Annotated in this window: 20 protein-coding genes and 2 pseudogenes; 11 read left to right on the forward strand and 11 right to left on the reverse strand. The window is 64.7% G+C overall.

Annotated elements, in window-relative coordinates:
- On the forward strand, nucleotides 1–169 hold a 169-nt coding region (locus G3436_RS10285; protein WP_178116399.1), incomplete at its 5' end, for an MGMT family protein.
- A gap of 43 nt (nucleotides 170–212) precedes the next feature.
- The gene (locus tag G3436_RS10290; protein ID WP_163944347.1) at nucleotides 213–1760 is read left to right on the forward strand and encodes an AmpG family muropeptide MFS transporter; all 1548 of its coding nucleotides are present in this window, start codon (nucleotides 213–215) and stop codon (nucleotides 1758–1760) included.
- Nucleotides 1761–1763: 3 nt separating this feature from the next.
- Here the strand turns inward: G3436_RS10290 and G3436_RS10295 are convergent, their stop codons facing one another.
- The 3 genes from G3436_RS10295 to G3436_RS10305 all read right to left on the reverse strand — a co-directional run bounded on the left by G3436_RS10295 (nucleotide 1764) and on the right by G3436_RS10305 (nucleotide 4634).
- Nucleotides 1764–3008, reverse strand: coding sequence for an MFS transporter (locus tag G3436_RS10295; RefSeq protein ID WP_163944411.1), 1245 nt, complete (start codon nucleotides 3006–3008; stop codon nucleotides 1764–1766).
- A gap of 185 nt (nucleotides 3009–3193) precedes the next feature.
- Entirely contained in the window at nucleotides 3194–4033 is an 840-nt protein-coding gene (locus G3436_RS10300) for a mechanosensitive ion channel family protein (protein ID WP_163944350.1), read from the reverse strand.
- A 115-nt stretch (nucleotides 4034–4148) separates the two neighbouring features.
- The gene (locus G3436_RS10305; protein WP_043862082.1) at nucleotides 4149–4634 is read right to left on the reverse strand and encodes a YajQ family cyclic di-GMP-binding protein; all 486 of its coding nucleotides are present in this window, start codon (nucleotides 4632–4634) and stop codon (nucleotides 4149–4151) included.
- Nucleotides 4635–4747: 113 nt separating this feature from the next.
- Between G3436_RS10305 and G3436_RS10310 the strand changes: the two genes are divergently transcribed.
- Genes G3436_RS10310 through G3436_RS10320 form a run of 3 tightly spaced genes read left to right on the forward strand, consistent with a single transcriptional unit; the run spans nucleotide 4748 to nucleotide 8311 of the window.
- Nucleotides 4748–5665, forward strand: a complete 918-nt coding sequence (locus tag G3436_RS10310; RefSeq protein WP_163944353.1) for a putative 2-dehydropantoate 2-reductase — start codon at nucleotides 4748–4750, stop codon at nucleotides 5663–5665.
- A gap of 46 nt (nucleotides 5666–5711) precedes the next feature.
- Nucleotides 5712–7748 (forward strand): sensor histidine kinase, encoded by a 2037-nt coding sequence (locus G3436_RS10315; RefSeq protein ID WP_163944356.1) that lies wholly within the window; start codon nucleotides 5712–5714, stop codon nucleotides 7746–7748.
- Nucleotides 7749–7750: 2 nt separating this feature from the next.
- Nucleotides 7751–8311, forward strand: coding sequence for a cob(I)yrinic acid a,c-diamide adenosyltransferase (locus G3436_RS10320; RefSeq protein ID WP_163944415.1), 561 nt, complete (start codon nucleotides 7751–7753; stop codon nucleotides 8309–8311).
- 110 nt (nucleotides 8312–8421) lie between these two features.
- Here G3436_RS10320 and G3436_RS10325 read toward each other — a convergent pair whose 3' ends face one another.
- From G3436_RS10325 to secA, 4 genes are all read right to left on the reverse strand, one after another.
- Nucleotides 8422–9366 carry a Nudix family hydrolase gene (locus G3436_RS10325; RefSeq protein WP_163944359.1) on the reverse strand — a complete coding sequence of 315 codons (945 nt, stop codon included), beginning with the start codon at nucleotides 9364–9366 and terminating at the stop codon, nucleotides 8422–8424.
- Nucleotides 9363–9995, reverse strand: coding sequence for a glutathione S-transferase (locus tag G3436_RS10330; protein WP_163944362.1), 633 nt, complete (start codon nucleotides 9993–9995; stop codon nucleotides 9363–9365). Before G3436_RS10330 ends, G3436_RS10325 begins: the two co-directional genes overlap by 4 nt.
- Nucleotides 9996–10142: 147 nt before the next feature.
- Nucleotides 10143–11360 carry a bifunctional glutamate N-acetyltransferase/amino-acid acetyltransferase ArgJ gene (argJ, locus tag G3436_RS10335; RefSeq protein WP_163944369.1) on the reverse strand — a complete coding sequence of 406 codons (1218 nt, stop codon included), beginning with the start codon at nucleotides 11358–11360 and terminating at the stop codon, nucleotides 10143–10145.
- 126 nt (nucleotides 11361–11486) lie between these two features.
- Nucleotides 11487–14222, reverse strand: a complete 2736-nt coding sequence (gene secA / locus G3436_RS10340; protein WP_163944372.1) for a preprotein translocase subunit SecA — start codon at nucleotides 14220–14222, stop codon at nucleotides 11487–11489.
- 261 nt (nucleotides 14223–14483) lie between these two features.
- Between secA and G3436_RS10345 the strand changes: the two genes are divergently transcribed.
- Nucleotides 14484–14951: a DUF721 domain-containing protein gene (locus tag G3436_RS10345; protein ID WP_163944376.1), complete on the forward strand. Its 468-nt coding sequence runs from the start codon at nucleotides 14484–14486 to the stop codon at nucleotides 14949–14951.
- A gap of 105 nt (nucleotides 14952–15056) precedes the next feature.
- Here the strand turns inward: G3436_RS10345 and G3436_RS10350 are convergent, their stop codons facing one another.
- The 4 genes from G3436_RS10350 to G3436_RS10365 form a co-directional block, all read right to left on the reverse strand.
- Nucleotides 15057–15461 (reverse strand): META domain-containing protein, encoded by a 405-nt coding sequence (locus tag G3436_RS10350; protein WP_163944378.1) that lies wholly within the window; start codon nucleotides 15459–15461, stop codon nucleotides 15057–15059.
- Nucleotides 15458–15895 carry a hypothetical protein gene (locus tag G3436_RS10355; RefSeq protein ID WP_163944381.1) on the reverse strand — a complete coding sequence of 146 codons (438 nt, stop codon included), beginning with the start codon at nucleotides 15893–15895 and terminating at the stop codon, nucleotides 15458–15460. The genes G3436_RS10350 and G3436_RS10355 overlap by 4 nt, the downstream gene beginning before the upstream one ends.
- A 31-nt stretch (nucleotides 15896–15926) precedes the next feature.
- Nucleotides 15927–16916, reverse strand: coding sequence for a 2-hydroxyacid dehydrogenase (locus G3436_RS10360; RefSeq protein ID WP_163944385.1), 990 nt, complete (start codon nucleotides 16914–16916; stop codon nucleotides 15927–15929).
- 67 nt (nucleotides 16917–16983) lie between these two features.
- Nucleotides 16984–19737 carry a response regulator gene (locus tag G3436_RS10365; RefSeq protein WP_163944388.1) on the reverse strand — a complete coding sequence of 918 codons (2754 nt, stop codon included), beginning with the start codon at nucleotides 19735–19737 and terminating at the stop codon, nucleotides 16984–16986.
- Nucleotides 19738–19951: 214 nt separating this feature from the next.
- Between G3436_RS10365 and G3436_RS10370 the strand changes: the two genes are divergently transcribed.
- From G3436_RS10370 to relA, 5 genes and pseudogenes are all read left to right on the forward strand, one after another.
- On the forward strand, nucleotides 19952–20668 hold the full coding sequence (locus tag G3436_RS10370) for a response regulator transcription factor (protein ID WP_163944391.1): 717 nt from the start codon (nucleotides 19952–19954) through the stop codon (nucleotides 20666–20668).
- 1 nt (nucleotide 20669) lies between these two features.
- Nucleotides 20670–22022, forward strand: a complete 1353-nt coding sequence (locus tag G3436_RS10375; RefSeq protein ID WP_338001235.1) for a HAMP domain-containing sensor histidine kinase — start codon at nucleotides 20670–20672, stop codon at nucleotides 22020–22022.
- A 110-nt stretch (nucleotides 22023–22132) separates the two neighbouring features.
- Nucleotides 22133–23034, forward strand: a pseudogene (gene cysM / locus G3436_RS10380) (cysteine synthase CysM).
- On the forward strand, nucleotides 23034–24392 hold the full coding sequence (gene rlmD / locus G3436_RS10385; RefSeq protein ID WP_163944408.1) for a 23S rRNA (uracil(1939)-C(5))-methyltransferase RlmD: 1359 nt from the start codon (nucleotides 23034–23036) through the stop codon (nucleotides 24390–24392). Before cysM ends, rlmD begins: the two are co-directional and overlap by 1 nt.
- A 98-nt stretch (nucleotides 24393–24490) precedes the next feature.
- Nucleotides 24491–26730: pseudogene (relA, locus tag G3436_RS10390) on the forward strand (GTP diphosphokinase).
- Nucleotides 26731–26750: the final 20 nt, after the last annotated feature.

Consider the following 26750-nt stretch of genomic DNA (forward strand, 5'->3'; position numbering starts at 1 on the left):
ACTGCCCTGGCACCGCGTGTTGGGCGCTGGCGGGCGCCTGAGCCTGGCCCTCGGCACACCGTCGGGAGACGAGCAGCGGGCGCGCCTGCGGGCCGAAGGTGTGACCGTCCAGAACAATCGTGTGGATATGTTGCGCCATGGCTGGCGCCCGATGGAGCACAGCGGTTAGAGTGCGCGCTTTGTTTTCGTAAACTTGAGGCAGATGTTGGCCCATGCCCCGTAAAACCTGGCGCGCTGCGCTTGCTGCCTATGCCAGCCCGTCGACCCTGGTGCTGTTGCTGCTCGGCTTTGCCGCCGGCCTGCCCTACATGTTGGTGTTTTCGACCCTGTCGGTCTGGCTGCGTGAAGCCGGGGTCGCCCGCGAAACCATCGGTTATGCCAGCCTGATCGGCCTGGCCTATGCGTTCAAATGGGTGTGGTCGCCGCTGCTCGACCAATGGCGCCTGCCACTGCTGGGCAAGCTGGGCCGACGCCGTTCGTGGCTGGTGCTGTCGCAGATCCTGGTGGTGATCGGCCTGGTCGGCATGGGCTTTTGCGACCCGCAGCAGCACCTGTCGTGGCTGATCGCGCTGGCAGTGCTGGTGGCCTTCGCCTCGGCGACACAGGACATCGCCGTCGACGCCTACCGCCTGGAAATTGCCGATGACCAGCGTCAGGCCGCCCTGGCGGCCAGCTACATGGCCGGCTACCGGGTCGCCGCACTGCTGGCGACCGCCGGCGCACTGTTTTTTGCCGAGGGCTTCGGCTCCACCGGCTTCAGCTACAAGCACAGTGCCTGGACCGGCACCTACGTGCTGTTCGGCGTGCTGATGCTGCCCGCGGTGATCACCACCCTGCTGATGCGTGAGCCGCCAGTACCGTTGCGCACCCAGCTGTCGGCCGCGCGTTATGGCTTCGGCCATCAACTGGCGTCGGTGTTCGTGCTGATCATCCTGCTGGTGTCGGTGCCGGCCATGTTCACCCAGCTGTACAACACCGATTTCGCCAGTGTGCTGTTCGAAGGCAGCAGCGTGCTCGACCTGCTGCTCGAAGACCGCGCCTTCCTGCGCGCCCTCCTCTACATCACGCTTACCGCGCTGTGCCTGTCGTCCATGGGCCGACGCGGGCTGGCGCCGGTGCTGACCCCGGTCAACGATTTCATCCTGCGCTACCGCTGGCAGGCACTGCTGCTGCTCGGCTTGATCGCCACGTACCGCATGTCGGACACGGTGATGGGCGTGATGGCCAACGTGTTCTACATCGACCAGGGCTTCACCAAGGACCAGATCGCCAGCGTGAGCAAGATCTTCGGCCTGATCATGACCCTGTTCGGTGCCGGCATGGGCGGCTTGCTGATCGTGCGTTTCGGCATCCTGCCGATCCTGTTCATCGGCGGGGTGGCCTCGGCGGCGACCAATATCCTGTTCCTGATGCTGGCCGACATGGGCGCCAACCTGCAGATGCTGGTGGTGACCATTTCACTCGACAACTTCAGTTCGGGGTTGGCGACCTCGGCGTTCGTGGCCTACCTGTCAAGCCTGACCAACCTCAAGTTCTCCGCCACCCAGTACGCCCTGCTCAGCTCGATCATGCTGCTGTTGCCACGCCTGATCGGCGGCTACTCGGGGGTGATGGTGGAGAAGTACGGCTATCACGATTTCTTCCTGATCACCGCCCTGCTCGGCGTGCCGACGCTGATCCTGATCGCCTTGCACTGGCACCAGGAGCTGCGTCGCGCCAAGCTGGCGCAGGCCGACAGCGAAGTCGGCGAGCGCCGCTGAAGGCTAAGCCAGTGATGCCGCTTCGGTGTCGCTGGCGCGCAGCAGCGTGCGCAGCGGCCACAGCGCCAGCACGCCAGCGCAGGCGGATGCCAGGGCGAAACTCAACAGGCTTGCGCCCGCTCCCAGCATTGCCAGCAGCACACCACCCAGGCCCAGCAGGGCAATGGTGATCATGCCCAGCATTGCCGCCACCAGGCCCTTGCTCTGCTCGCTGGAGAACAGCGTCATGCGGTACAGCACCGCGTTGGCGATCCCCAGCCCCAGCGCATAGACCGACATCCCCGTCACCAGGCTGAGCACCGTCGGATAGAGCCAGGTGCCAAGCAGCGCCGCGCCCAACCCGAACAGGAACGGCCAGAGCGCGATGCGAATCAGCGCGGGCAAGGAATACCGGTCGGCGATACGGTTGATGATCAGGTTGCCCAGGATCAGGCCGCCGAACACCGGCATCTGCCACAACGCATAGGCGAAGGTGCTCAAGCCTTCATCGTGAATCAGCAGCACCGGCGACAGGCCGATCCAGCCGATCAGCGGCAGCCCCACCAGGCCCAGCGCGGCACTGCCGGCGACAAACTGGCGGTTGCTCAGCAACTGCGCGTAACCGGCCAGCAGCGGCAGCAGGTGAATCGGCTCGAACGCCAGCCGCGTGCCGTCGCGTCGCTCGACCCCAAGGGTTTCCGGCATGAAGCGGTACAGCGCACACCAGGCCAGCACCGCAAAGCCTGCAAACAGCACGAACAGCCAGCGCCACGACACCCACTCCAGCAGCACGGTGCCCACCAGCGGACCGAGCAGCGGCGACAACAGGGCAATGTTGGCGAGCAAGGCCATCATGCGCACCGCATCGGCCTCGCTGAAGGCCTCGTTGAGTGCCGGGTAGCTGACCGTGACCACAAAGCCCAGGCCGATGCCCTGCAGCAGGCGCAGCAGGTTGAACAGCTCGATACCCTCGACCCAGTAGGTAGCCAGGCAGGCCGCACCGAAGATTGCACAGCCCCACAGCAGCAGCGGCCGGCGCCCGTAACGGTCGGACAGCGGGCCGATCAGCCATTGCAGCAGTACCCCACCGAGCAGGTAGAGGTTGAGCGCGTGGGGGATGAATTCGGGGCTCGCATCGAGGTCGCCCACCACCGTGGGCATGGCCGGCATGACCACGTCACTGGCGAGGTAGGTCAACAGCTCGAACAGGGCCAGGGTCATGGCGAAGCATAGAGCCCGGAACGGAGTGATCTTGATAAGCGGGGTCAGCATGGGGAGGCCTGGCAAGGAAAATCAGACCAGCCTGTATGCCAGAAAAGGCAGGGGGTGGGTAGCGTCAAGACGTGAACAAGTGTAATCCGCTGCCAAGCCCGTTCCCATCAGCACAGCACCGCGCTCAAGAGCAATCGCTAGACCGTGGGATAGGGCTTGGCCCGCGAAGCGGGCGATACTGACTAGACCGCCGCTTCCTGCACCACACGGATCACCCGTTGCGGAAAGGGGATGTCGATGCCCTCGGCCTTCAGACGGTCCCGCGCATGCTCGTTGAGCATGAACATCACGTCCCAGTAGTCCGGCGTATTCACCCAGATGCGCAGCGACACGGTGATCGAGCTGTCACCCAGGGTCGAGATCACCGCCTGTGGCGCCGGGGTCTGATGCACCCGCGGGTCGTTGGCCAGTGCCAGCAACACCTTGCGTGCCGCCTGCAGGTCAGCCTCGTAGTCCACGCCCACATCGAACACCACCTTGCGCGTCGCCTGACGGTTGGTGTTGGTGATGATGCCATTGGAGAGGCTGCCGTTAGGCAGGATCACCGTCTTGTTGTCGCCGGTACGCAGCACCGTGTGGAAGATCTGGATGCTGTCGACCGTACCGCTGACGCCCTGCGCCTCGATCCAGTCGCCCAGACGGAACGGACGGAACAGCAGGATCAGCACGCCGCCGGCGAAGTTCGCCAGGCTGCCCTGCAGGGCCAGGCCAATGGCCAGGCCCGCAGCACCGATGGCGGCCACGAACGAGGTGGTTTCGATGCCGATCATCGAGGCCACGCTGACCACCAGCAGAATCTTCAGAATGATGTTGGCCAGGCTGCTGATGAAGCCCTGCAATGCCAGGTCGGCATTGCGCAAGGCAAGCAACTTGCCCAGGCGGTAAGTGACCTTGTTGATCACCCACCAGCCGATGGCCAGGGTCAGCAGCGCCAGCAACAGGCGGCTGCCATACTCCATGATCATCGGAATCCAGGTCTGCGAAGCCCTGACCAACTGATCGACTTCAGCGTTCAAATCCATACTTAATCTCCTGATGCCGAGCGGCAAAAAGCGGGTAACCGTACTACCGCAAACGTTTCAGCGGCCGCAAACACCTCGGACGCCGCAACGGCGCCAAGGTTCCGGACGAGCGGTATCAGTCACGGAAGTTGTTGAACTGCAGTGGCATGCCGAACTCTTTGGCGCGCAGGGCGGCAATCGCCTCTTGCAGGTCGTCGCGCTTCTTGCCGGTGACCCGCACCTGCTCGCCCTGGATGGCAGCCTGCACCTTGAGCTTGGCGTCCTTGATGTGGGCGACGATCTTCTTGGCCAGCTCCTTGTCGATACCTTCCTTCAAGGTCGCTTCCTGCTTCATCACCTTGCCCGAGGCAAAGGCGTCCTTGACCTCCAGGCACTGCACGTCGATCTTGCGCTTGACCAGCGCCAGCTTGAGGATGTCGATCATCGCTTCGAGCTGGAACTCGGCCTCGGCGGTGAGGTTGACGGTCAGTTCCTTTTCCTTGAACTCGAAGCTGCCCTTGCCCTTGAGGTCGTAGCGGCGGTCGAGCTCCTTGACCGCGTTTTCCACGGCGTTGGTGACTTCGTGCTTGTCCAGTTCCGATACCACGTCGAACGACGGCATATCCTTTCTCCAAAAATAAACGCGCGCTCGCTGCCCTGAATTGCACGGCATGATGGAGCGCATCGGGTTTGACGGTTAAAATGCGGGCTCATTATAACGGTTGCGAAACGCAGATGAGCAGCACCTGGCACATTCTCGGCGCCGGAAGCCTGGGCAGCCTCTGGGCCTGTCGGCTGGCGCAGGCAGGCAAGGCCGTGCGCCTGGTCCTGCGCGACCCGCAACGCCTGCAGGCGTACCAGCGTGCAGGCGGCCTGACCCTGGTGCACAACGGCCAGGCGCAGCGGCACGCGATTCCTGCCGAAACCGCCGATGCCAGCACGCCGATCCATCGCCTGCTGGTGGCCTGCAAGGCCTATGACGCGCCAAAGGCAGTGGCCCGGCTGGCCCCCCGCCTGGTGCACAATGCCGAGCTGATTCTGCTGCAGAACGGCCTGGGCAGCCAGGACGACGTGGCCAACCAGGTGCCGCACGCCCGTTGCGTGTTCGCCTCCAGCACCGAAGGCGCGTTTCGCGAAGCCGATTGGCAGGTGAACTTCGCCGGGCATGGCTTCAACTGGCTGGGCGACCCGGCCAACCCGGTACCGCCCGACTGGCTCGATGACCTGGCCGATGCCGCCATCCCCCACCAGTGGACCCCGGACATCCTCACCCGGCTGTGGCGCAAGCTTGCCCTCAACTGTGCGATCAACCCGCTGACCGTATTGCATGATTGCCGCAATGGCGGGCTGGCCGAGCACCACTGCGAAGTCGCCACCCTGTGTGCCGAGCTGGCCGAGCTGCTGCACTGCTGCGGCCAGCCGCAAGCCGCCGAAGGCCTGCAGCAGGAAGTCGAACGGGTGATCCACGCCACCGCCGCCAACTACTCTTCCATGTACCAGGATGTGCTGCATGGCCGACGCACCGAGATCCACTACCTGCTTGGGCATGCCTGCCGCGTCGCCAGCCGCCACGGTCGCCCGCAGGCGCACCTTGAACGGCTGTACCGGCGCCTGGTCGAACACCTGAACGCACGCGGCTTGCCCAGCGACTGAGGGCAACGCTACCCTGCCCGCTCACCCACAGGATCACGCCGTCACCATGCCCTTGCGCGAACGCCTGGAAAACCTGCCGGTCGGCCAGAAACTGCTGGCGGCCCTGCTGGTGTTGCTGATCACCATCCTGCTGGTGGCCAACCTGACCTTCATCAGCGCTGCCTACTGGATCTCCCAGGAAGCCATGCCCCCCCAGGCCCTGCAGACCATCGGCCGGCTGGTGTCGAACCCGCAACTGGCGCAGCGTGCCGCCGACTCCCCGCAGGCCGCCAACAGCCTGCTCAAGGAACTCGACAGCTACACCCCGCTGCGCGCTGCGGCGCTGTATGGCAGCGACGGCAAGCTGCTGGCGCAACTGCAGCACGGTGAAGCATTGGCGCTGCCCAAGCGCTACCGCAACATCGAGACCTGGCGCCTGACCGAGTTTCGCAGCACCCAACTGGTGACCCTGCCGCGCCCTGGCAGCCCGCCCGGGCACCTGCTGCTGGTAGCCAGCAGCGAACTGCCGATGGCCTTCTACACCGGCACCCTGACCGCCAGCCTGGGGATCCTGGTGTTCAGCGTGCTGCTGTGGATGCTGATCGCGCGCCAGATCAAGCGCCTGATCACCCAGCCGATCTACCAGCTTGAACAGCTGTCGCGCCAGGTCACCCGCGAAGAGAACTACGCCCTGCGTGCGCGCCCCGGCAACCATGACGAGATCGGCAGCCTGGCCGAGGCGTTCAACACCATGCTGTCGCGCATCGAGGCACGCGAGCAGCAGCTCAAGCGCGCCCGTGACGAGTTTCAGACCGCCTATGACCAGGCCCAGAGCCTGGCCCAGGAAACCCGCCACACCAATCGCAAGCTGGAGCTGGAAGTCCAGGTGCGCAGCAAGATCGAAAAGAAGCTCACCGGTTTTCAGAACTACCTCAACAGCATCATCGACTCGATGCCCTCGGCACTGATCGCCCTCGACGAACAGCTCTACGTGACCCAGTGGAACCAGGAGGCCAGTGCACTGTCCGGAACGCCGCTGGACGAAGCGCTGAACCAGCCGATCTTCCTTGCGTTCGAGCCGCTCAAGCCGTTCCTGCCGCAACTGAAGGAGAGTGTCGAAAAGCACCGCGTGGCCAAGATCGAGCGGGTCACCTGGACCCGGGGCGACGATGCGCGCCACTACGCCCTGACCTTCTACCCGCTGATGGGCGGTGGCGGGCGCGGCGTGGTGATCCGTATCGACGACATCACCCAGCGCCTGTCGCTCGAAGAGATGATGGTGCAGTCGGAAAAAATGCTTTCGGTCGGCGGCCTGGCGGCGGGCATGGCCCACGAGATCAACAACCCGCTGGGGGCAATCCTGCACAACGTGCAGAACATCCGGCGGCGGCTGTCGCCGGACCTGCCCAAGAACCTCGAACAGGCCAGCGAGACCGGCATCGACCTGGGCACGGTCAACCAGTACCTGGAGAACCGCCAGGTGCCGCAACTGCTCGACGGCATCCAGCAGGCCGGCGCCCGCGCGGCCAAGATCGTCACCCACATGCTCAGCTTCAGTCGACGCAGCAACCGCCAGATGGCGCCCTGCGACCTGCCGGCGCTGATCGACCAGGCCGTGGAGATCGCCGGCAACGACTTCGACCTGACCATCGGCTTCGACTTCAAGGGCCAGGCCATCATGCGTCAGTTCGACCCGGCATTGGGCCCGGTGCCCGGCACCGCCAACGAACTGGAGCAGGTGCTGCTCAACCTGCTGAAGAACGCCGCCCAGGCCATTCACCAGCGCACCGACGACAGCGAGCCGGGACGTATCATCCTGCGCACCCGGCTCAACCCGCCGTGGGCCGAGATCCAGGTGGAAGACAATGGCGTGGGCATGCCCGAGGCGGTGCGCAAACGCACCTTCGAACCGTTCTTCACCACCAAGGAGATCGGTCAGGGCACTGGCCTTGGCCTGTCGGTGTCGTACTTCATCATCACCAACAACCACAAGGGCCAGATGGAAGTGCAGTCGGCGCCGGGCCAGGGCACCTGCTTCACCTTGCGCCTGCCCCTGAGCAGCGCCACGGTCAGCCCCATCACCCCCACCAAGACGGAGTCATGAGCATGGGTTTTCGCTTGTCGAAGATTTACACACGCACCGGCGACAAGGGCGAAACCGGCCTGGGGGACGGGCGCCGGGTGCCCAAGGATCACCCGCGCATCGACGCCATCGGCGAGGTCGACACGCTCAACAGCCAGCTGGGGGTACTGCTGGCCGGGCTGGCGGAACAGGGGCTGGACGAGGTCGTCGAGGTGCTGGCGCCGTGTCAGCACCGCTTGTTCGACCTCGGTGGCGAGCTGGCCATGCCCAGCTACCAGGCGTTGAACGCAGACGAAGTGGCGCGTCTGGAGACGGCCATCGATCACTGGAACGAAGAGTTGGGGCCGCTGGAGAATTTCATCTTGCCGGGTGGCTCGGCGCTGATTGCGCAGGCGCATGTGTGCCGCAGTGTGGCGCGCAGTGCGGAACGGCGCTGCCAGCAACTCAATGCACTGGAGCCGCTGGCGGGCGTGGGGTTGGCTTATATCAACCGGCTGTCGGACTTGCTGTTCGTGGCGGCCAGGGTGATTGCACGGCGCCAGGGGGTGGCCGAGGTGTTGTGGCAGGCTGCGGCCAAGCCTTGAGCACGCCTTCGCTGGCAAGCCAGCTCCCACAGGTACCACACACAGCCTGAGATCTGTGCGGTACCTGTGGGAGCGGGCTTGCCAGCGAAGGGCTGTAAAGCAGCCCCGCTTCAGGCCTCAGGCCAGAACGCCCGGATCCCCGCCACGCCCTGCGCACCCGCCTGCCAGGCACGCTCGCGATCAGCCGGCCCCACGCCGCCCAGTACATACACCGGCCGATTGAAGCCTTCGATCATCGCGCTCACCTGCTCCCAGCCCAGCGGCACGGCCTCGGGATGAGTCGCGGTCGCCTGCACCGGCGACAGGGTGACGAAGTCCACCCCCATCTGCTCGGCCAACGCCAGTTCTTCAGCATTGTGGCACGACGCCGCCAGCCAGCGCTCCTTGGGGAACGGTCGCCCCTTGGGCGCGTACTTGCGCAACTGCTCGGCCGTCAGGTGCCAACCGGCGGACGGGAAATCACCCAGCCATTCCAGCGGCCCCTTGAGCATCAACTGCGCCTTGCCTGCACACAGCCCCACTGCATCCACCGCCACATCCCGGTACTTGGGGTCGTAGCCGTTCGGCGCACGCAGTTGCACCAGCTTGATCCCGCCCGCGATGGCCTTCTGAATGCCGCGCAGCAATTGCGGAGCCTCCAGTTCGCCCGGAGTGATCAGGTAATCGGCCGGCAAACGCGCGGCGGCCACGATCGGCCGGTTGGCCTCAGGGAAGTCATACTGCGGCAACTCCCGCGCGGTCACCCATGCCAGTGGCTGGCCTTCGGCGCCATGGGGCTCGCCGGTAAAGCCGTCGACCTCCCACACATCCAGCAGCACCTGCTTGTCGACATAGTCGTGGCACACCTTGATCAGCGGGCGTGCCTGGGTCACCACGATGCCCAGCTCTTCATGAAGCTCACGGGCCAGGGCGATCTCGACGGCTTCACCCGCCTCGACCTTGCCCCCCGGGAACTCCCACAAGCCCCCCTGGTGCTGGCTGTCGGCACGCCGGGCAATGAGGATGCGGCCATCGCTGCCACGGATGACCGCAGCGGCTACGTGAATCCTTTTCACTGCACACGCTCCGCCAGCCCGGCCTGCTGCCACGCCTGGAATGCTGGCCACTGGTAGATGGCTTCGACATACGCCGCGGCCGCTGGCGGCAGCTCGACACGATAGGTGCGCAGGCGCACGGCCACCGGGGCGAAGAACGCATCGGCCAGGCTCAGCTCGCCGAACAGGTACGGGCCGCTGGCCTTGGCCGCCAGGCGGCACTCGGACCACAGCGCCACGATACGGTCGATGTCGACCTGCACGTCCAGCGGCAACGGCTCAAGCGCCTGGTCGTGGCTGAAGTCCATCGGCATGTTGCCGCGCAAGGCGAAAAAACCGCTGTGCATCTGCGCACAGGCCGAGCGCGCCTGGGCCCGGGCAGCCGGGTCGACCGGCCACAGCTTGGCTGCAGGGTGGCGCTCGGCCAGGTACTCGGCGATCGCCAGCGAGTCGGCGATGGTGCCATGCTCGGACTTGAGCAACGGCACTTTGCCAGTCGGGGAGTGTTCGAGGATGCGCTGGCGGGTGTCGGGCTGATTGAGTGTGATCAGCAGTTCGTCATACGGGGCCTTGGCCAGATCAAGGGCCAGGGCGGCGCGCAGCGACCAGGAGGAGTACAGCTTGTCGCCGATGATCAGTTGGTAGCTCATGGGGGGCTCCATCAAGATGTGCGGGGGCTGGTAGGGCCGCTTTGGCGGCCCTTTCGCTGGCAAGCCAGCTCCCACAGGGTTCTATGGCGCTCACAAAACCCTGTGGGTGCTGGCTTGCCAGCGAACGCCGCAAAGCGGCCGGATGCATCAGGTACGGTATTCGGCGTTGATCTTCACATACTCGTGGGACAAGTCGGTGGTCCAGATCGTCTCGGTGCAGTCGCCACGCCCCAGGTCGATACGGATGGTGATCTCTTCCTGGGCCATTACCGCCGAGCCCTGGGCCTCGGTGTAGGTGGCGCTGCGGCCGCCCTTGCTGGCAATGCACACCTGGTCCAGGTACACGTCGATCAGGCTCACGTCCAGTTCAGGCACACCGGCACGGCCGACGGCCGCGAGGATGCGGCCCCAGTTCGGGTCGGAGGCGAACAGCGCGGTCTTGATCAGCGGCGAGTGCGCCACGGCATAACCGACGTCGAGGCATTCCTGGTGATTACCACCGCCGTTGACCTGTACGGTGACGAACTTGGTGGCGCCTTCGCCATCGCGCACGATGGCCTGGGCCACCTCCATGCACACCTCGAACACCGCTTTTTTCAGCGATTCGAACAGCGCCCCACGTGCTTCGGTGACCTCCGGCAGGTTGGCCTTGCCGGTAGCGATCAGCATGCAGCAGTCATTGGTCGAGGTATCACCGTCGATGGTGATGCGGTTGAACGACTTGTTCGCACCATCGAGCAACAGGTCCTTGAGCACCGCCGGTGCCACCTTGGCGTCGGTGGCGATGTAGCCAAGCATGGTCGCCATGTTCGGCCGGATCATCCCGGCACCCTTGCTGATGCCAGTCACGGTGACGGTCACGCCCTCGTGCTGGAACTGACGGCTTGCGCCCTTGGGCAGGGTGTCGGTGGTCATGATGCCGGTGGCGGCTTCGGCCCAGTGGTTTTCCGACAGGTCGTCCAGGGCAGCCTGCAGCGCGCCTTCGATCTTCTCGACCGGCAGCGGCTCACCGATCACACCGGTGGAGAACGGCAGCACGGCACTGGCGTCAACGCCGCTCAGCTCGGCCAGCCTGGCGCAGGTGCGCTCGGCAGCGGCCAGGCCTGGAGCGCCGGTGCCGGCGTTGGCGTTGCCGGTGTTGGTCAGCAGGTAACGCACCGGGCCCTGTACGCGCTGCTTGGCCAGGATGACCGGAGCCGCGCAGAATGCATTCAGGGTGAACACACCGGCGACGCTGGAACCTTCGGCGCAGCGCATGACCACTACGTCCTTGCGCCCGGGGCGCTTGATGCCCGCAGAGGCAATGCCGAGTTCAAAACCTGGAACCGGGTGCAACGTTGGCAAAGGACCAAGACCAACAGCCATGAAAGCGCTCCTAGAAAAAATGCGCCGGCTCGAGATAACCGGCGCTTGAGATGGAACAACGCCGCGACGGTGGTGACCGGTCGCGGCGCGGTGTTCAGATGTCAGCGAGGTGCAACGACGGTGTGATCAGTCGATCTTGCCGTGGCACTGCTTGAACTTCTTGCCCGAACCGCACCAGCAAGGCTCGTTGCGGCCCAGTTTCTGCTCGTTGCGTACGGGTGCTGCGGCCACGGCCACATCGGCACCCTCCTCCAGCAGCTCGCCGGCTTCCAGGCCTGGGGCCTCGGCGTGCTGGAACTGCATGCGCTGGGCCAGCTCTTCGGCTTCGCGACGCAGGCGCGCCTCTTCTTCGATCGGGTCTTCGCGGCGCACCTGAACGTGCGAGAGCACACGGATGGTGTCGCGCTTGATCGAGTCGAGCAGTTCCTGGAACAGGGCAAACGACTCGCGCTTGTATTCCTGCTTCGGGTTCTTCTGGGCGTAACCACGCAGGTGGATACCGTGACGCAGGTGGTCCATGGTTGACAGGTGGTCTTTCCACAGGTCGTCGATCACGCGCAGCAGGATCTGTTTCTCGAAGGTGCGCAGGGCATCGGCGCTGGCCTGCTCTTCCTTCTCGTTGTAGGCCGCCATCAGCTCGGCCATGAGCTTCTCGCGCAGGGTCTCTTCGTACAGGTGATCGTCTTCGTCGAGCCATTGCTGGATCGGCAGTTTCACCCCGAAATCGCTGGCCAGGGCCGCTTCCAGGCCTGCGACGTCCCACTGCTCGGGCAGCGACTGCGGCGGAATGTGCTGGGCGACGGTAGCGTCGAGCACTTCCTGACGGAACTCGGCAATGGTGTCGCCGATGTTGGTCGCCGCCAGCAGGCTGTTGCGCATGTGGTAGATGACTTTACGTTGCTCGTTGGCCACGTCGTCGAATTCGAGCAGTTGCTTGCGGATGTCGAAGTTGCGGCCTTCGACCTTGCGCTGGGCTTTCTCGATGGCATTGGTGACCATGCGGTGCTCAATGGCCTCGCCGGACTGCATGCCCAGCGCCTTCATGAAGTTCTTCACGCGGTCGGAGGCAAAGATGCGCATCAGGCTGTCTTCGAGCGACAGGTAGAAACGGCTCGAACCCGGGTCGCCCTGACGACCGGAACGGCCGCGCAACTGGTTGTCGATACGGCGCGACTCGTGGCGCTCGGAGGCGATCACGTGCAGACCACCGGACTCGATCACCTGCTGGTGACGCTTCTGCCAGTCGGCCTTGACCTGGGCAACCTGCTCGGGCGTCGGGTTGTCCATCGCCGCCACTTCGACCTCCCAGTTGCCGCCCAGCAGGATGTCGGTACCACGACCGGCCATGTTGGTGGCGATGGTCAGCGCACCCGGGCGACCGGCCTGGGCGATGATCTCGGCTTCCTTCTCGTGGTACTTGGCGTTCAGGACCTTGTGATCGATGCCTTCCTTGACCAGCAGGTTGGACATGTGCTCGGAGGTTTCGATGGTCGCGGTACCCACCAGGACCGGACGACCGGAGGCCATGCTTTCCTTGATGTCGGCGATGATCGCGGTGTACTTCTCTTCGGCGGTCAGGTAGACCAGGTCGTTGAAGTCCTTGCGCGCCAGCGGCTTGTTCGGCGGGATCACCATCACGTTGAGCTGGTAGATCTGGGCAAATTCGAACGCTTCGGTGTCAGCCGTACCGGTCATGCCGGACAGCTTGTTGTACAGGCGGAAGTAGTTCTGGAACGTGGTCGAGGCGAGGGTCTGGCTTTCGGCCTGGATGTTCAGGTTTTCTTTGGCCTCGATGGCCTGGTGCAGGCCCTCGGACAGGCGACGGCCCGGCATGGTACGCCCGGTGTGCTCGTCGATCAGCAGGATCTGGCCGTCCTGCACGATGTACTCGACGTTGCGGTGGAACAGCTTGTGCGCACGCAGGCCGGCGTAGACGTGGGTCAGCAGACCCAGGTTATGCGCCGAGTAGAGGCTCTCGCCCTCGGCCAGCAGGCCGACCTGGGTAAGCATCTCTTCGATGAACTGGTGGCCGCCTTCGTTGAGTTCGACCTGGCGGGTCTTCTCGTCGATGCTGTAGTGGCCTTCCTGGGTGACCTGGCCTTCGACCTCTTCGATGTGCTGCTTCAGGCGCGGGATCAGCTTGTTGATCTCGATGTACAGCTTGGAGCTGTCTTCGGCCTGACCGGAGATGATCAGCGGGGTACGGGCTTCGTCGATCAGGATGGAGTCGACTTCGTCGATCACGGCGAAATTCAGCTCGCGCTGGAATTTCTCTTCCATGCTGAACGCCATGTTGTCGCGCAGGTAGTCGAAACCGAATTCGTTGTTGGTGCCGTAGGTGATGTCGGCGGCATACGCGATGCGCTTTTCTTCCGGCGGCTGGAACGGGGTGACGACACCCACGGTGAGGCCGAGGAACTCATACAGCGGACGCATCCAGTTGGCATCGCGGCGGGCCAGGTAGTCGTTGACCGTGACCACGTGCACGCCCTTGCCGGACAGAGCATTGAGGTACACGCCCAGGGTTGCGACCAAGGTCTTGCCTTCACCGGTACGCATTTCTGCGATCATGCCTTCGTGCAAGGTCATGCCGCCGATCAACTGCACATCGAAGTGACGCATGCCCATGACCCGCTTGCCGGCTTCACGCGCTACGGCAAAGGCTTCGGGCAGCAACTGGTCGAGGGTCTCGCCTTTGGCCAGGCGCTCTTTGAACGCTGCGGTCTTGCCCCGCAACTGCTCGTCCGAGAGGGCGACCATCTGCTCTTCGAAGGCATTGACGATCTGTACCGTCTTGAGCATGCGTTTGACTTCACGCTCGTTCTTGCTTCCAAAAAGTTTTTTTAACAAAGGCGCAAACATATTGGCAGGATCTTCCACACGTAGGGATGGAGGGCGGCCCCGTGAGTCGCCCGTGCAGCCCTTATGGCCGCATGCGAACGAGCATTCTACCCGGAAACGATGGTGAGGAAAGTGGCGGATTTCCACGATGCTGGCACAGCGCTTTGACGGGGCTTTTTTACAATAAGGGCATTTTCGTCAACTTCAACCCGTCGCATCATAAAGAATCACCTCTGGGGCGATCTGTTAAGATGACGGCCTAGCCTCTTCCGGTACTGTCCCATGGCGTTTCGCCCCCTGCCCGCCCGTGCTCCCGCCGTGCTACTGCGTGAAGCCAGGCCGCTCAAGGCCCTGTTCAGCCAGGCCCAGCGCCTGGCGCAGTTGCAGCGCCTGGTGGAAAGCCAGTTGCAGCCGGCTGCCCGCGAGCACTGCCATGTGGCGTCGTGGCGCGAAGGCACCTTGCTGCTGATCGTTACCGATGGGCACTGGGCCACGCGCCTGCGCTACCAGCAAAAGCGCCTGCAGCGCCAGTTGCAGGCGATGGAGGTGTTCAGCAGCCTGACCCGCATCCTGTTCAAGGTGCAGCCGGTGGCCGGGGTGGCACCTGCGGCGGGGCACCCGATGGACATTTCGACACGTTCGGCCGAGAACATCCAGGCTACGGCCGAGGGCATTACCGACCCCAAGCTCAAGGCGGCGCTGGAGCGCCTGGCCAGCCACGGCAAGGCCCGGGAACTGCCGAGCGGCTAAGGCCTCTTCGCTGGCAGGCCAGCTCCCACAGGTACAGCGCTACGCTCAAGAGCAGTGAAGAGCCTGTGGGAGCTGGCTTGCCAGCGAAGGGCGCGATGCGGTCTGTCAGCCTTCTTCAGGCCAGAACCGCAACGGCTTGCCCTGTTCAGGCCAGAAACGCACCTGCTCGATGGGCGAGATATCCCAGCGCTGTACGGTCTCCAGGGCCTGCAGGAAGCGTTTTTCCTGCTCCATCAATGCCGGTGCGCACTGTTTACGGGTGCGCCCGACCTTGCCGAAACTGAGCTTGTCGTCCTGCAGCGTGTACGGTGCGAACCAGTGGTTGCAGCCGGCATTGCCGTACGCACGCCCATCTTCAGCGAGCGTCAGGGTCAGGTGGCTGTAGTCGATCAACGGACGTTCGCCGATCCACTCCAGCACATAGCTCTGTTCCTGCCTGAGCTTGATCGGCTCTGCTGCGCAGCCCGCCAGGGCCGCTGCAGCGAGCGCGCAATACACCACGCGTTTCACTTTGCAGCCTCCTGACAGGTGCGGCACAGGTGCTTGTCACCCTGCGTGCTCCAGCCCAGCTCGGCAATGCGCGCCACCGCCGCTGGCTTCTGCGCCTTGGTGCCGAGCTTGGCATCCACGGCAAACTCGAACTCCAGGCTGGCCTCGCAACCATTGCAGTTGACCTGCCAGGTGTGAATCGCCAGTTCGCCGAACACCGGCCCAGCCGCCACCGCGACCCATTGGCCGGTGGGGTTGATCAGGTGGCGTACGGTCTCGACCGTCAGGCGCATCGACAGGGTCTTGCTGCCCTTGAGGGTCACCAGCAGGACGTCGCCCTTCTGGATCGAACCGCCATTGCCGGTGACCTGGTAGCGGCCCGGCACCAGCGAGCGGCATTCGATCAGGGTGTGTTGCGGGTTAAACAGGGTGTAGCGGAAATCGTGTTCGACCATGGGTCCTCCAAATATGCCGCGTATCCTAGCATCAACCCTCGACCAGATTCTGCGGATTACCTGCCGCCCAGCGGGCAATGTTGTCCAGCGTGGTCGCGGCAATCGCCGCCAGCGCCTCGCGGGTCAGGAACGCCTGGTGCGCGGTGACGATCACGTTGGGGAAGGTCAGCAGCCGCGCCAGCACATCGTCCTGCAGTGGCAGGTCGGAGCGGTCCTCGAAGAAGATCTGCGCCTCTTCCTCATACACGTCCAGCCCCAGGTAGCCGAGTTGGCCGCTTTTGAGCGCATCGATCAGCGCCGGGGTGTCGACCAGTGCGCCGCGTCCGGTGTTGATCAGCATGGCGCCCGGTTGCAGGCTGGCCAGGCTCTGCGGGTTGATCAGGTGCTTGGTCTGTGTGGTCAGCGGGCAGTGCAGGCTGATGATCTGGGCCTCGCGCAGCAGGTCTGGCAGGTCCAGGTAGCGGGCACCCAGTGCCTGCACCTGCGGGTTGGGGAAGGGGTCGTAGGCCAGCAACTGGCAGCCGAAACCGGCCATGATGCGTGCAAAGGCCAGGCCGATCTGGCCGGTGCCGACCACGCCGACGGTCTTGCCGTGCAGGTCGAAGCCGGTCAGCCCGTGCAGGCTGAAGTCACCTTCGCGGGTGCGGTTGTAGGCGCGGTGCAGGCGTCGGTTGAGCGCCAGGATCAGTGCCACCGCATGTTCGGCCACGGCATGCGGCGAATAGGCCGGTACGCGCACCACCGCCAGCCCCAGGCGCTTGGCCGCCGCCAGGTCGACATGGTTGTAGCCGGCCGAGCGCAGCGCGATCAGGCGTGTGCCGCCGGCCTTGAGGCGTTGGAGTACCGCAGCACTCAGGTCGTCGTTGATGAACGCGCAGACCACCTCGTAGCCCGCCGCCAATGCAGCGGTGTCTTCGCTCAGGCGTGCGCTCTGGTAATGCAGCGCCAGCTGCGCCGCCCCCGGCGCGTGGCTGAAGCTGTCCTGGTCATACGGTTGGCTGCTGAAGAGCAAGGCGTGCATGGTGTGCTTCCTGACAGTCGAATGCCGCCAGTGTAGCCAACCGCCACGGCACTGGCCTTGCCCGAGATCAGGCGCTCAGGCGTGCCACGGCGGTGAGGCGGCTGATGGCCTGGTCCAGTTCGTCGAGGGCATGCTGGGCTTCGGGGTCGTCCTGCTTGAGCAGGGTTTCGCTGCGCTGGCAGGCGGCGCGCAGTTGCGGTACGCCACAGTAGCGGGTCGCGCCGTTGAGGCGGTGCACGCGCTCGATGGTGGCATGCCGGTCGGCCGCCTCGCGGGCCGTACGGATCGCGTCACGGTCGTCGTCCAGCGAGGCCAGCAACATGGCCAGCATGTCGGCGGCCAGGTCCGGCTTGCCGGCTGCCAGGCGCAAGCCTTCATCGGGGTCGAGCACCTTGAGGTCCTGGCTTTGCACTGCGGTGTCGGCGCTGCGCTCGCTGGCCGGGCTGCCCAGTTGCAGGCCGGTCCATTTGAGTACCACCTGTGACAGCTGGCGCTCGCTGATCGGTTTGGTCAGGTAATCATCCATGCCGCTGTGCAGCAGGGCGCGCTTCTCGTTGGCCATGGCATGTGCCGTCAGCGCCACGATCGGCAGCGCCGGGGCGTTGCGGGCGCTTTCCCAGCCGCGGATGTGTTCGGTGCACTCGCGGCCGTCCATCACCGGCATCTGCACGTCCATGAGCACCAGGTCGAAGGTGTCGCCCTGGACGGCGCTGATCGCCGCATGCCCGCTGTCGACCGCCAGCACGTCGGCGCCCAGGTCTTCGAGCAGGGTCTGCACCAACAGCAGGTTGGCCGGGTTGTCGTCGACACACAGCACCTTGGGCTGGCGCTGGCCGCTGGGCACCTTGAACTCGTGGCTGATGCGCCGTGGCTGCACCAGTTCCAGCAGCGCGCGGCGGACCTTGCGCGTGCAGGCGGGTTTGGCGTGCAACTGGCCGTGGGCGTTGGGCAGGTGCGGGTGATAGAGGGCCTGTTCGGTGGTGGGGCAGAGCACCAGGGCCTGGCAGGCAAACTGCTCCAGGCGCTGGATGTGCAGGCCCAGACGCTCCGCAGGCATCACCTGCAGGTTCACCCCGAGGATCGCCAGTTCGAACGGCTGGCCGCCAAGGTGCGCCGCTTCCACGGCCTTGAGCAATTGATCGATGGTGCTGAACGCGGTGACGTTCAGGCCGCAGTCTTCAAGCTGGTGAGCCAGCGCCTGGCGCGCCAGCTCATGGCCATCGAGCACCGCCGTGCGCCGGCCCTGCAGGGGTGGCAGCGGCAGGTCTTCGGCATCGTCGCGGGCCTTGGGCAGGTTGAGGCTGATCCAGAACTGCGAGCCTTCACCGGGGGTACTGTCGACACCGATCTCGCCGCCCATCTGCTCGATCAGGCGCTTGGAAATCACCAGCCCAAGGCCAGTGCCGCCCGGCTGGCGCGAGAGTGAGTTGTCAGCCTGGCTGAACGCCTGGAACAGTGCGCGCACATCCTGGCTGGACAGGCCGATGCCGGTGTCCTGCACGCAGATGCGCAGTTGCACGCTGTCTTCGCCGTCTTCCTCGAGCATGGCACGGGCGACGATGGTGCCTTCGCGGGTGAACTTGATCGCGTTGCTGACCAGGTTGGTGAGGATCTGCTTGAGCCGCAGCGGGTCGCCCACCAGTGACAGCGGGGTATCGCGGTAGACCAGGCTGACCAGTTCCAGCTGTTTGGCATGTGCCGCCGGGGCGAGGATGGTCAGGGTGTCCTGGATCAGGTCGCGCAGGTTGAACGGAATGCTGTCGAGCACCAGCTTGCCGGCCTCGATCTTGGAGAAGTCGAGAATCTCGTTGATGATCCCCAGCAGGCTGTCGGCGGACTTCTCGATGGTGCCCAGGTAGTCGAACTGGCGTGGCGTCAGTTCGCTTTTCTGCAACAGGTGGGTAAAGCCCAGAATGCCGTTGAGCGGTGTGCGGATCTCGTGGCTCATGTTGGCCAGGAACTCGGACTTGATACGGCTGGCCTCCAGCGCCTCCTTGCGTGCCATGTCCAGCTCGATGTTCTGGATCTCGATGGTTTCCAGGTTCTGGCGCACGTCCTCGGTGGCCTGGTCGATGCTGTGCTGCAGCTCTTCATGGGCGTTGTGCAGGGTTTCGGCCATGCGATTGATGCCGCTGGCCAGCTCGTCGAGTTCATAACTGCCCATGCTCGGTAGTCGCTGTTCGAGGTTGCCGTCCTTGAGCTGGTTGACCGCGAACTTGATCTGGCCGATGGGGCCGTTGATGCTGCGGCTCATGCGCAAGGCCAGCAGGGCGGTCGCGCCCAGGCCGATGAAAATCAGCAGCAGGCTGGCGAACAGGCTGCGGTAGCCGCGCAGCAGGGTGCCGTCATGCGACAGCTCGATCTCGACCCAGCCCAGCAGGCGGTCGGCTTCGCCGGGGATGCGTTCGCCGGCCAGGTCGCGGTGGCGGCCGAACACCGGTAGCAGGTAGCGCGTGGCATCGTTGCCGCTGCGTTGCAGCAACTGGGTACCGCCGCCGCCAGGCTGCTGATTGAGCATGCTCGGGCCGGCGTGTGCCAGGTGGCTGCGGTCGGGGCCCAGGAAGGAGACGGCGCGCACATCGGCCTGTTCCAGCGCCTCGGCGGCGATGCGCTCCAGTTGCGCAGGGTCGTTGCGTACCAGCGCCGGGGCCACCAGTGGCGCCAGTTGTTCGGCGATCATCCTGCCGCGCTGGAGCAATTGGGTTTGCAGCTCGTTCTGCTGCAGCCAGGTGAAATAGCCCCCCAGCACCAGCGCCATCATGCCGGCAGGCAGCAAGGCCAGCAGCAGTACGCGGCTTCTGATTCCCAATCGATTCAGCACGCCCACTCTCCTGTGCTCGTCTAGCGCTGTAGGACCTTCGTCGGTCTGATCCGACGGTTGAGCTCGGAAAATTACCGCGACTGTCTATGTAATGCACTCATTTGTATCTGTTTTTGTCGATTGTAGGGCGCTTCCGAAGCTTTTGTCGGCTTGAGTTGCCTGAGCGGGGCGAATACTCAATAATCGCGTAATTGAGAATTGCTAGCACCCGCCAATGAATCCCGCCGCTATTCACGCCTCAAACATACTTGCCATCGAGGACGATCCGGTCCTGGGCGCGCACCTGCACGAGCAGCTCGAACGCAGCGGTTTTCTGGTGACCTGGTGCCGGGATGGCGGCGAGGGGCTGCAGCTGGCCTGCGAGCGCAGCTTCGATGTGGTGCTGATGGATATCCTGCTGCCCGGCATGACGGGCCTCGATGCCCTGGCCCAACTGCGCCAGAAGAGCTCGATCCCGGTGATCCTGATGTCGGCGCTGGGTGCCGAGGCCGATCGCATCACCGGTTTTCAACGCGGCGCCGACGACTACCTGCCCAAGCCGTTCAGCATGGTGGAGTTGCGTGTGCGCATCGAGGCGATCTTGCGTCGGGTGGCGCTGGAGCGTCGGCACCAGCCGGGCGAGGGCATGCTCGCTGGCGAGTTGCACTTCGACGAGCTGGCCTGCGATGTCAGCCATGGGCAGCAATGGGCCGGCCTGACGCTCAGCGAGTACCGCCTGCTCGATACGCTGCACCGCAGCCCCGAAGAGGTGCTGAGCAAGGCGTTTCTGTATCAGCATGTACTCCAGCGTGGCTATGCCCGGCATGACCGCAGCCTGGACATGCACGTGAGCCAGATCCGCCGCAAGCTCAAGGCCATCGGCTATCTGGAACGCCAGGTGCGCACGGTGTGGGGCAAGGGCTACGTGCTCAGCGCCAGCGAGGACAGCTGAGGTGCTCAGCCGCCATTCACTGTTCTGGAAACTGGCGATTCTGCTGGTGGTGTTCTGCCTGCTGATGATCGGCCTGAGCTGGCAATGGGGCCGGCACATGGAACTGCGCAACGCCTACCTGTCGCCCGCGGCGCGGGCGCTGCTGGAAGACTATGCCAGCGAAGCCGAAGAGGCCTTCCGACGTCGTGGCCAGGCCGGGGTCGACGAATGGCTGGCGCAGATGCCCGCGCGTGAGCCCGACAGCGACTTTGTCGGGGTGATCGGCAGCGACCTGCAATCGCTGGGCAGTGTGCCGCTGACCGACCTGCAAAGCCGGCGCCTGACCTTTTTGCGTGGCACCGACTGGCCGGTGAGCCGACACTCTGCGCGCATCCCTTGGATGATCGTGCCATTCCCGGCCGACTCGAGCCTGGGCAGCCTGGTGATGGAGTTGCCGCAACGGCTGATGCCCGGGCGGTTGAACATGCTGTTCTGGCGCATGGTCACCAATGGGCTGATTCCCGGCTTGCTGACGCTGCTGTTCTGCGTGGGCCTGTACCGCATGCTGATCCGCCCGTTGCACCAGTTGCGCGAGCAGGCCAATGCGTGGCGTGCCGACCAGTTGACCGCACGGGTGGCCAGTGACACCACCAGCCGGCGTGACGAGTTTGGCGAACTGGGCCGCGCCTTCGACCACATGGCCGAGCGCCTGCAGGGCACGGTGGCCCTGCAGCAGCAACTGCTGCGCGACCTTTCGCACGAGATGCGCACGCCACTCAGCCGCCTGCGCGTGGCCGGCGAGGGCGAACAGGACGTCGAGGCGTTGCGCGAGCGCCTGAACCGCGAAGTCGACTGCATGCAGCGGCTGGTGGAAGACGCCCTGCAACTGGCGTGGCTGGATGCCGAGCGTTCGCCACTGGCCAGCGAACCGATCCAGTTGCAGGCATTGTGGGACATGCTGGTGGAGGATGCCTGCTTCGAGAGCGGTTGGCCGCGTGATCGGTTCGAGTGTGCGCTGGATGCCCAGTGCTGGGTGCAGGGCAACCTGAACAGCCTGGCCCAGGCCCTGGAGAACATACTGCGCAATGCCATCCGGCACTCGCCGCCAGCGGGTGTGGTGCGCCTGGCCGGGCGGCGCGAGGGCGCGCACTGGCTGCTGTGGCTGGAAGACGAAGGCGGCGGGGTGGAAGAGGCGCAGTTGGAGCAGATCTTTGCACCGTTTACCCGGCTGGAAGGTTCGCGCCCAGGCGATGGCGGTTTCGGCCTGGGCTTGAGCATTGCGCGCAATGCGCTGCAGCGCCAGAACGGCCAGCTGTGGGCGCAGAACACCCTGAAGGGGCTGCGGGTGAACATGCAATTGCCTGCAGCGGTTTAGCCAGACATTGCTTATGCCTGTCGGCTATAACGCCCAACCATTGCGTGATATGGGCCTGCGTCGTTTGCCGGTATGATAGGCGCCCCGCAGTCCGGATTGCGAACTACGCCATGACCTTGCAGTACCCTACCATCGCCGATTGCGTCGGCCACACGCCCCTGGTTCGCCTGCAGCGCATGGCCGGCGAAACCACCAATACCCTCCTGCTCAAGCTCGAAGGCAACAACCCGGCAGGTTCGGTCAAGGACCGCCCGGCGTTGTCGATGATCACCCACGCCGAGTTGCGCGGGCAGATCAAGCCCGGTGCCACGCTGATCGAGGCGACGTCCGGCAACACCGGCATCGCCTTGGCGATGGCGGCGGCGATCAAGGGTTACAAGATGATCCTGATCATGCCCGACAACTCCAGCGCCGAACGCAAGGCCGCCATGACCGCCTACGGCGCCGAGCTGATCCTGGTCAGCAAGGAAGAGGGCATGGAGGGCGCGCGCGACCTCGCCGAGCGCCTGCAGGCCGAAGGCCGTGGCCAGGTGCTGACCAGTTTGGCAACGGTGACAACCCCGAAGCCCACTACGTCAGCACCGGCCCGGAAATCTGGCAGCAGACGGGCGGCAGCATTACCCACTTCATCAGTTCCATGGGCACCACGGGCACCATCATGGGCTGCTCGCGCTACCTCAAGGAGCAGAACCCCAACGTGCAGATCGTCGGCCTGCAACCGATGGAAGGCTCGGCGATCCCCGGGATCCGTCGCTGGCCCCACGAGTACCTGCCGAAGATCTTCGACGCCAGCCGGGTAGACCGCGTGGTCGACATGGCCCAGAGCGAAGCCGAGGACACCACCCGCCGCCTGGCCCGCGAAGAGGGCATTTTCTGTGGCGTGTCCTCCGGTGGTGCGGTGGCGGCGATGTTGCGCCTGTCGCAGGAGCTGGAACACGCGGTGCTGGTGGCGATTATCTGTGACCGTGGCGACCGTTACCTGTCGACCGGCATTTTTGACGCGGATCGCTGATGTCCAAAGCCAAACGCAACAACGGCCTGCGCTTTCAGCCGACCGGCGGCACCCGTGCGCCGCAGGTGCCGACGGGCAAGAAGCAGCGCCTGAGCATCGAGCGCCTGGCCGGTGACGGCCGGGGCATCGCCTTTGTCGAGGGGCGCACCTGGTTCGTCAGTGGTGCCCTGGCCGGCGAAGACGTCGAAGCGCGCGTGCTCAATGCCCACGGCAAGGTGGTCGAGGCACGCCTGGAGCGCGTGCTCAGCGCCAGCCAAGCGCGGCGCCCGGCACCTTGCAAGCATTTCGACCGCTGCGGCGGCTGCAACCTGCAGCACCTGCCGCATGCCCAACAGCTCGAACTCAAGCAGCGGATGCTGGCCGAGCAACTGCAGCGGGTGGCCGGTGTGGTGCCCGAGCAATGGGCCGCGCCGTTGTCCGGCCCGGAGTTCGGCTACCGGCGCCGCGCCCGCGTGGCGGTGCGCTGGGATGTGAAAGCCAAGCGCCTCGAGGTGGGTTTTCGCGCCGAGGCCAGCCAGGACATCATCGCCATCGACGACTGCCCGGTGCTGGTACAACCCTTGCAGTCGATTCTGCGTCACCTGCCGTTGCTGTTGCGCAGCCTCGACAAGCCGCAGGTCGTCGGGCATGTCGAGTTGTTCAGCGGCACGGCGCTGGCGCTGTTGCTGCGCCACACCGCGCCGGTGCCCGAGGGCGACCTGGCACGCTTGCAGGCATTCTGCAGCGAGGCGGGTGTACAACTCTGGTTACAAGGTGACGGCGAACCGGCGCCTGTAGCCGCCAACCACACGCTAGGGTTTACCCTGGAGCCATGGGGGCTGGAATTGGCCTACAGGCCGGGTGACTTCGTGCAAGTCAACGCCCAGGTCAATACCGCGATGATCGAGCAGGCCCTGGCCTGGCTCGCACCGCAAGCCGACGAGCGCGTGCTCGACCTGTTCTGTGGCTTGGGCAACTTTGCCTTGCCGCTGGCGCAGCAAGCCCGCGAAGTGGTGGCAGTGGAAGGCGTGCAGGCGATGGTTGAGCGTGCGGCAGCGAATGCGCGTAGCAACAATCTGCATAACGCACAGTTTTTTCAGGCCGATTTGTCCCAGCCTCTGGCGACTTCGAGCTGGGCGGCCGGGGGCTTTTCTGCGGTACTCTTGGATCCACCGCGCGACGGTGCCTTTGAGGTGGTCCGCACGATAGCCGCACTCGGCGCCAAGCGTCTGGTCTATGTGTCGTGCAACCCGGCGACACTGGCCCGCGACAGCGCCGAGTTGGTCAAACAGGGTTACCGGTTAAAATGTGCCGGGATTCTCGACATGTTTCCGCAGACTGCGCATGTCGAGGCCATGGCGTTATTCGAGGTGGGTTAGCGACGCTGGCCTGCTCGGTGTCGCCCCTTCGATCTGGCAGGGTGACACCCGTGTTTTCAAGCGCATCACGCATGCGCTGTAGGGAAAGGTAGACAAAGATGGTACAGGTGAGAGTGCACCAGCCGGTCAACACCGACGGCAGTATCAATCTCGAAGCATGGCTGGATCATGTGGTCAGCGTCGACCTGGCGCTGGACCGGGAAGCCCTCAAGGCGGCCTGCGAGTTTGCTCAGGACATCGAGAAAAAGGGTAACCCGGCCAAGCATTCATGGGCCGACGGTACCTCCAGTTTCCAGGCAGGCCTGGAGATCGCCGAGATCCTCGCCGACCTCAAGCTCGACCAGGATTCGCTGGTGGCCGCGGTCATCTACCGCGCGGTCCGCGAAGGCAAGGTGACCCTGGCCGAAGTCGGCCAGCGTTTTGGCCCGGTGGTGTCCAAGCTGATCGACGGTGTGCTGCGCATGGCCGCCATCAGTGCCAGCCTCAGCCCGCGGCATTCGCTGGTACTGGGCTCGCAGGCGCAGGTGGAGAACCTGCGCAAGATGCTCGTGGCGATGGTCGACGACGTGCGCGTGGCCTTGATCAAGCTGGCCGAACGCACCTGCGCAATCCGCGCGGTGAAGGGCGCCGACGACGAAAAACGCAACCGCGTGGCGCGTGAAGTCTTCGATATCTATGCGCCGCTGGCCCACCGCCTGGGCATCGGGCATATCAAGTGGGAACTCGAAGACCTGTCGTTCCGTTACCTGGAGCCCGACCAGTACAAGCAGATCGCCAAGCTGCTGCACGAGCGCCGGCTTGATCGCGAGCGTTTTATCAGCGACGTGATGAACCAGTTGCAGAACGAGCTGCTGGCCACCGGGGTCAAGGCCGATATCAGCGGCCGGGCCAAGCATATCTATTCGATCTGGCGCAAGATGCAGCGCAAGGGCCTGGAGTTCAGCCAGATCTACGACGTGCGTGCCGTGCGCGTGCTGGTACCGGAAATGCGCGACTGCTACACCGCGCTGGGTATCGTGCACACCTTGTGGCGGCACATCCCGAAAGAATTCGACGACTACATCGCCAACCCAAAGGAAAACGGCTATCGCTCGCTGCACACTGCGGTGATCGGCCCCGAGGGCAAGGTGCTGGAAGTGCAGATCCGCACCCACGCCATGCACGAGAAGCCGAGCTGGGCGTGTGTGCGCACTGGCGCTACAAGGGCACCGACGTCAAGCCAAGCTCCAACCATTACGAAGAGAAGATCTCGTGGTTGCGCCAGGTGCTGGAGTGGCACGAGGAACTGGGCGACATCGGTGGCCTGGCCGAGCAGTTGCGGGTCGATATCGAACCCGACCGGGTCTACGTGTTCACCCCGGACGGGCACGCCATCGACCTGCCCAAGGGGGCCACGCCGCTGGACTTCGCCTACCGCGTGCACACCGAGATCGGCCACAACTGCCGTGGCGCCAAGATCAACGGGCGCATCGTGCCGCTCAACTACAGCCTGCAGACTGGTGAGCAGGTCGAGATCATCACCAGCAAGCATGGCAACCCGAGCCGCGACTGGCTGAACTCGAACCTGGGCTACGTCACCACCTCGCGCGCGCGGGCCAAGATTGTCCACTGGTTCAAGCTGCAGGCGCGTGACCAGAACGTCGCCGCCGGCAAGACCCTGCTCGAGCGCGAGCTCAGTCGGCTGGGCCTGCCGCAGGTGGATTTCGAGCGCCTGGCCGAAAAGGCCAACCTCAAGACGGCCGAAGACATGTTCGCCTCGCTGGGCGCCGGCGACCTGCGCCTGGCACACCTGGTCAACGCCGCGCAGCAACTGGTGGAGCCGGACCGCATCGACCACGTCGAACTGGTGCCACGCAAGGCCACCGGCTACAAGCCGGGCAAGCGTGGCGACATCCAGATCCAGGGGGTCGGCAACCTGCTGACGCAGATGGCCGGTTGCTGCCAGCCGCTGCCGGGCGATGCGATCGTCGGCTACATCACGGTCGGGCGCGGGGTGACCATTCACCGTCAGGACTGTGCCTCGGTGCTGCAACTGGCCGGGCGCGAGCCGGAGCGCATCATCCAGGTCAGCTGGGGGCCGGTGCCAGTGCAGACCTACCCGGTGGACATCGTCATCCGTGCGTACGACCGTCCGGGGCTGCTGCGTGATGTGTCGCAGGTGCTGCTCAACGAACGGATCAACGTGCTGGCGGTCAACACGCGCTCGAACAAGGAAGACAACACGGCCTTGATGTCGCTGACCATCGAAATCCCTGGCCTGGATGCGCTGGGGCGTTTGCTGGGGCGGATCTCGCAGTTGCCCAACATCATCGAGACGCGGCGCAACCGTACGCCATGAGGCCGCTTTCGCTGGCAAGC

Source organism: Pseudomonas brassicae, from assembly GCF_010671725.1.
Classification (GTDB): Bacteria; Pseudomonadota; Gammaproteobacteria; order Pseudomonadales; family Pseudomonadaceae; genus Aquipseudomonas; species Aquipseudomonas brassicae.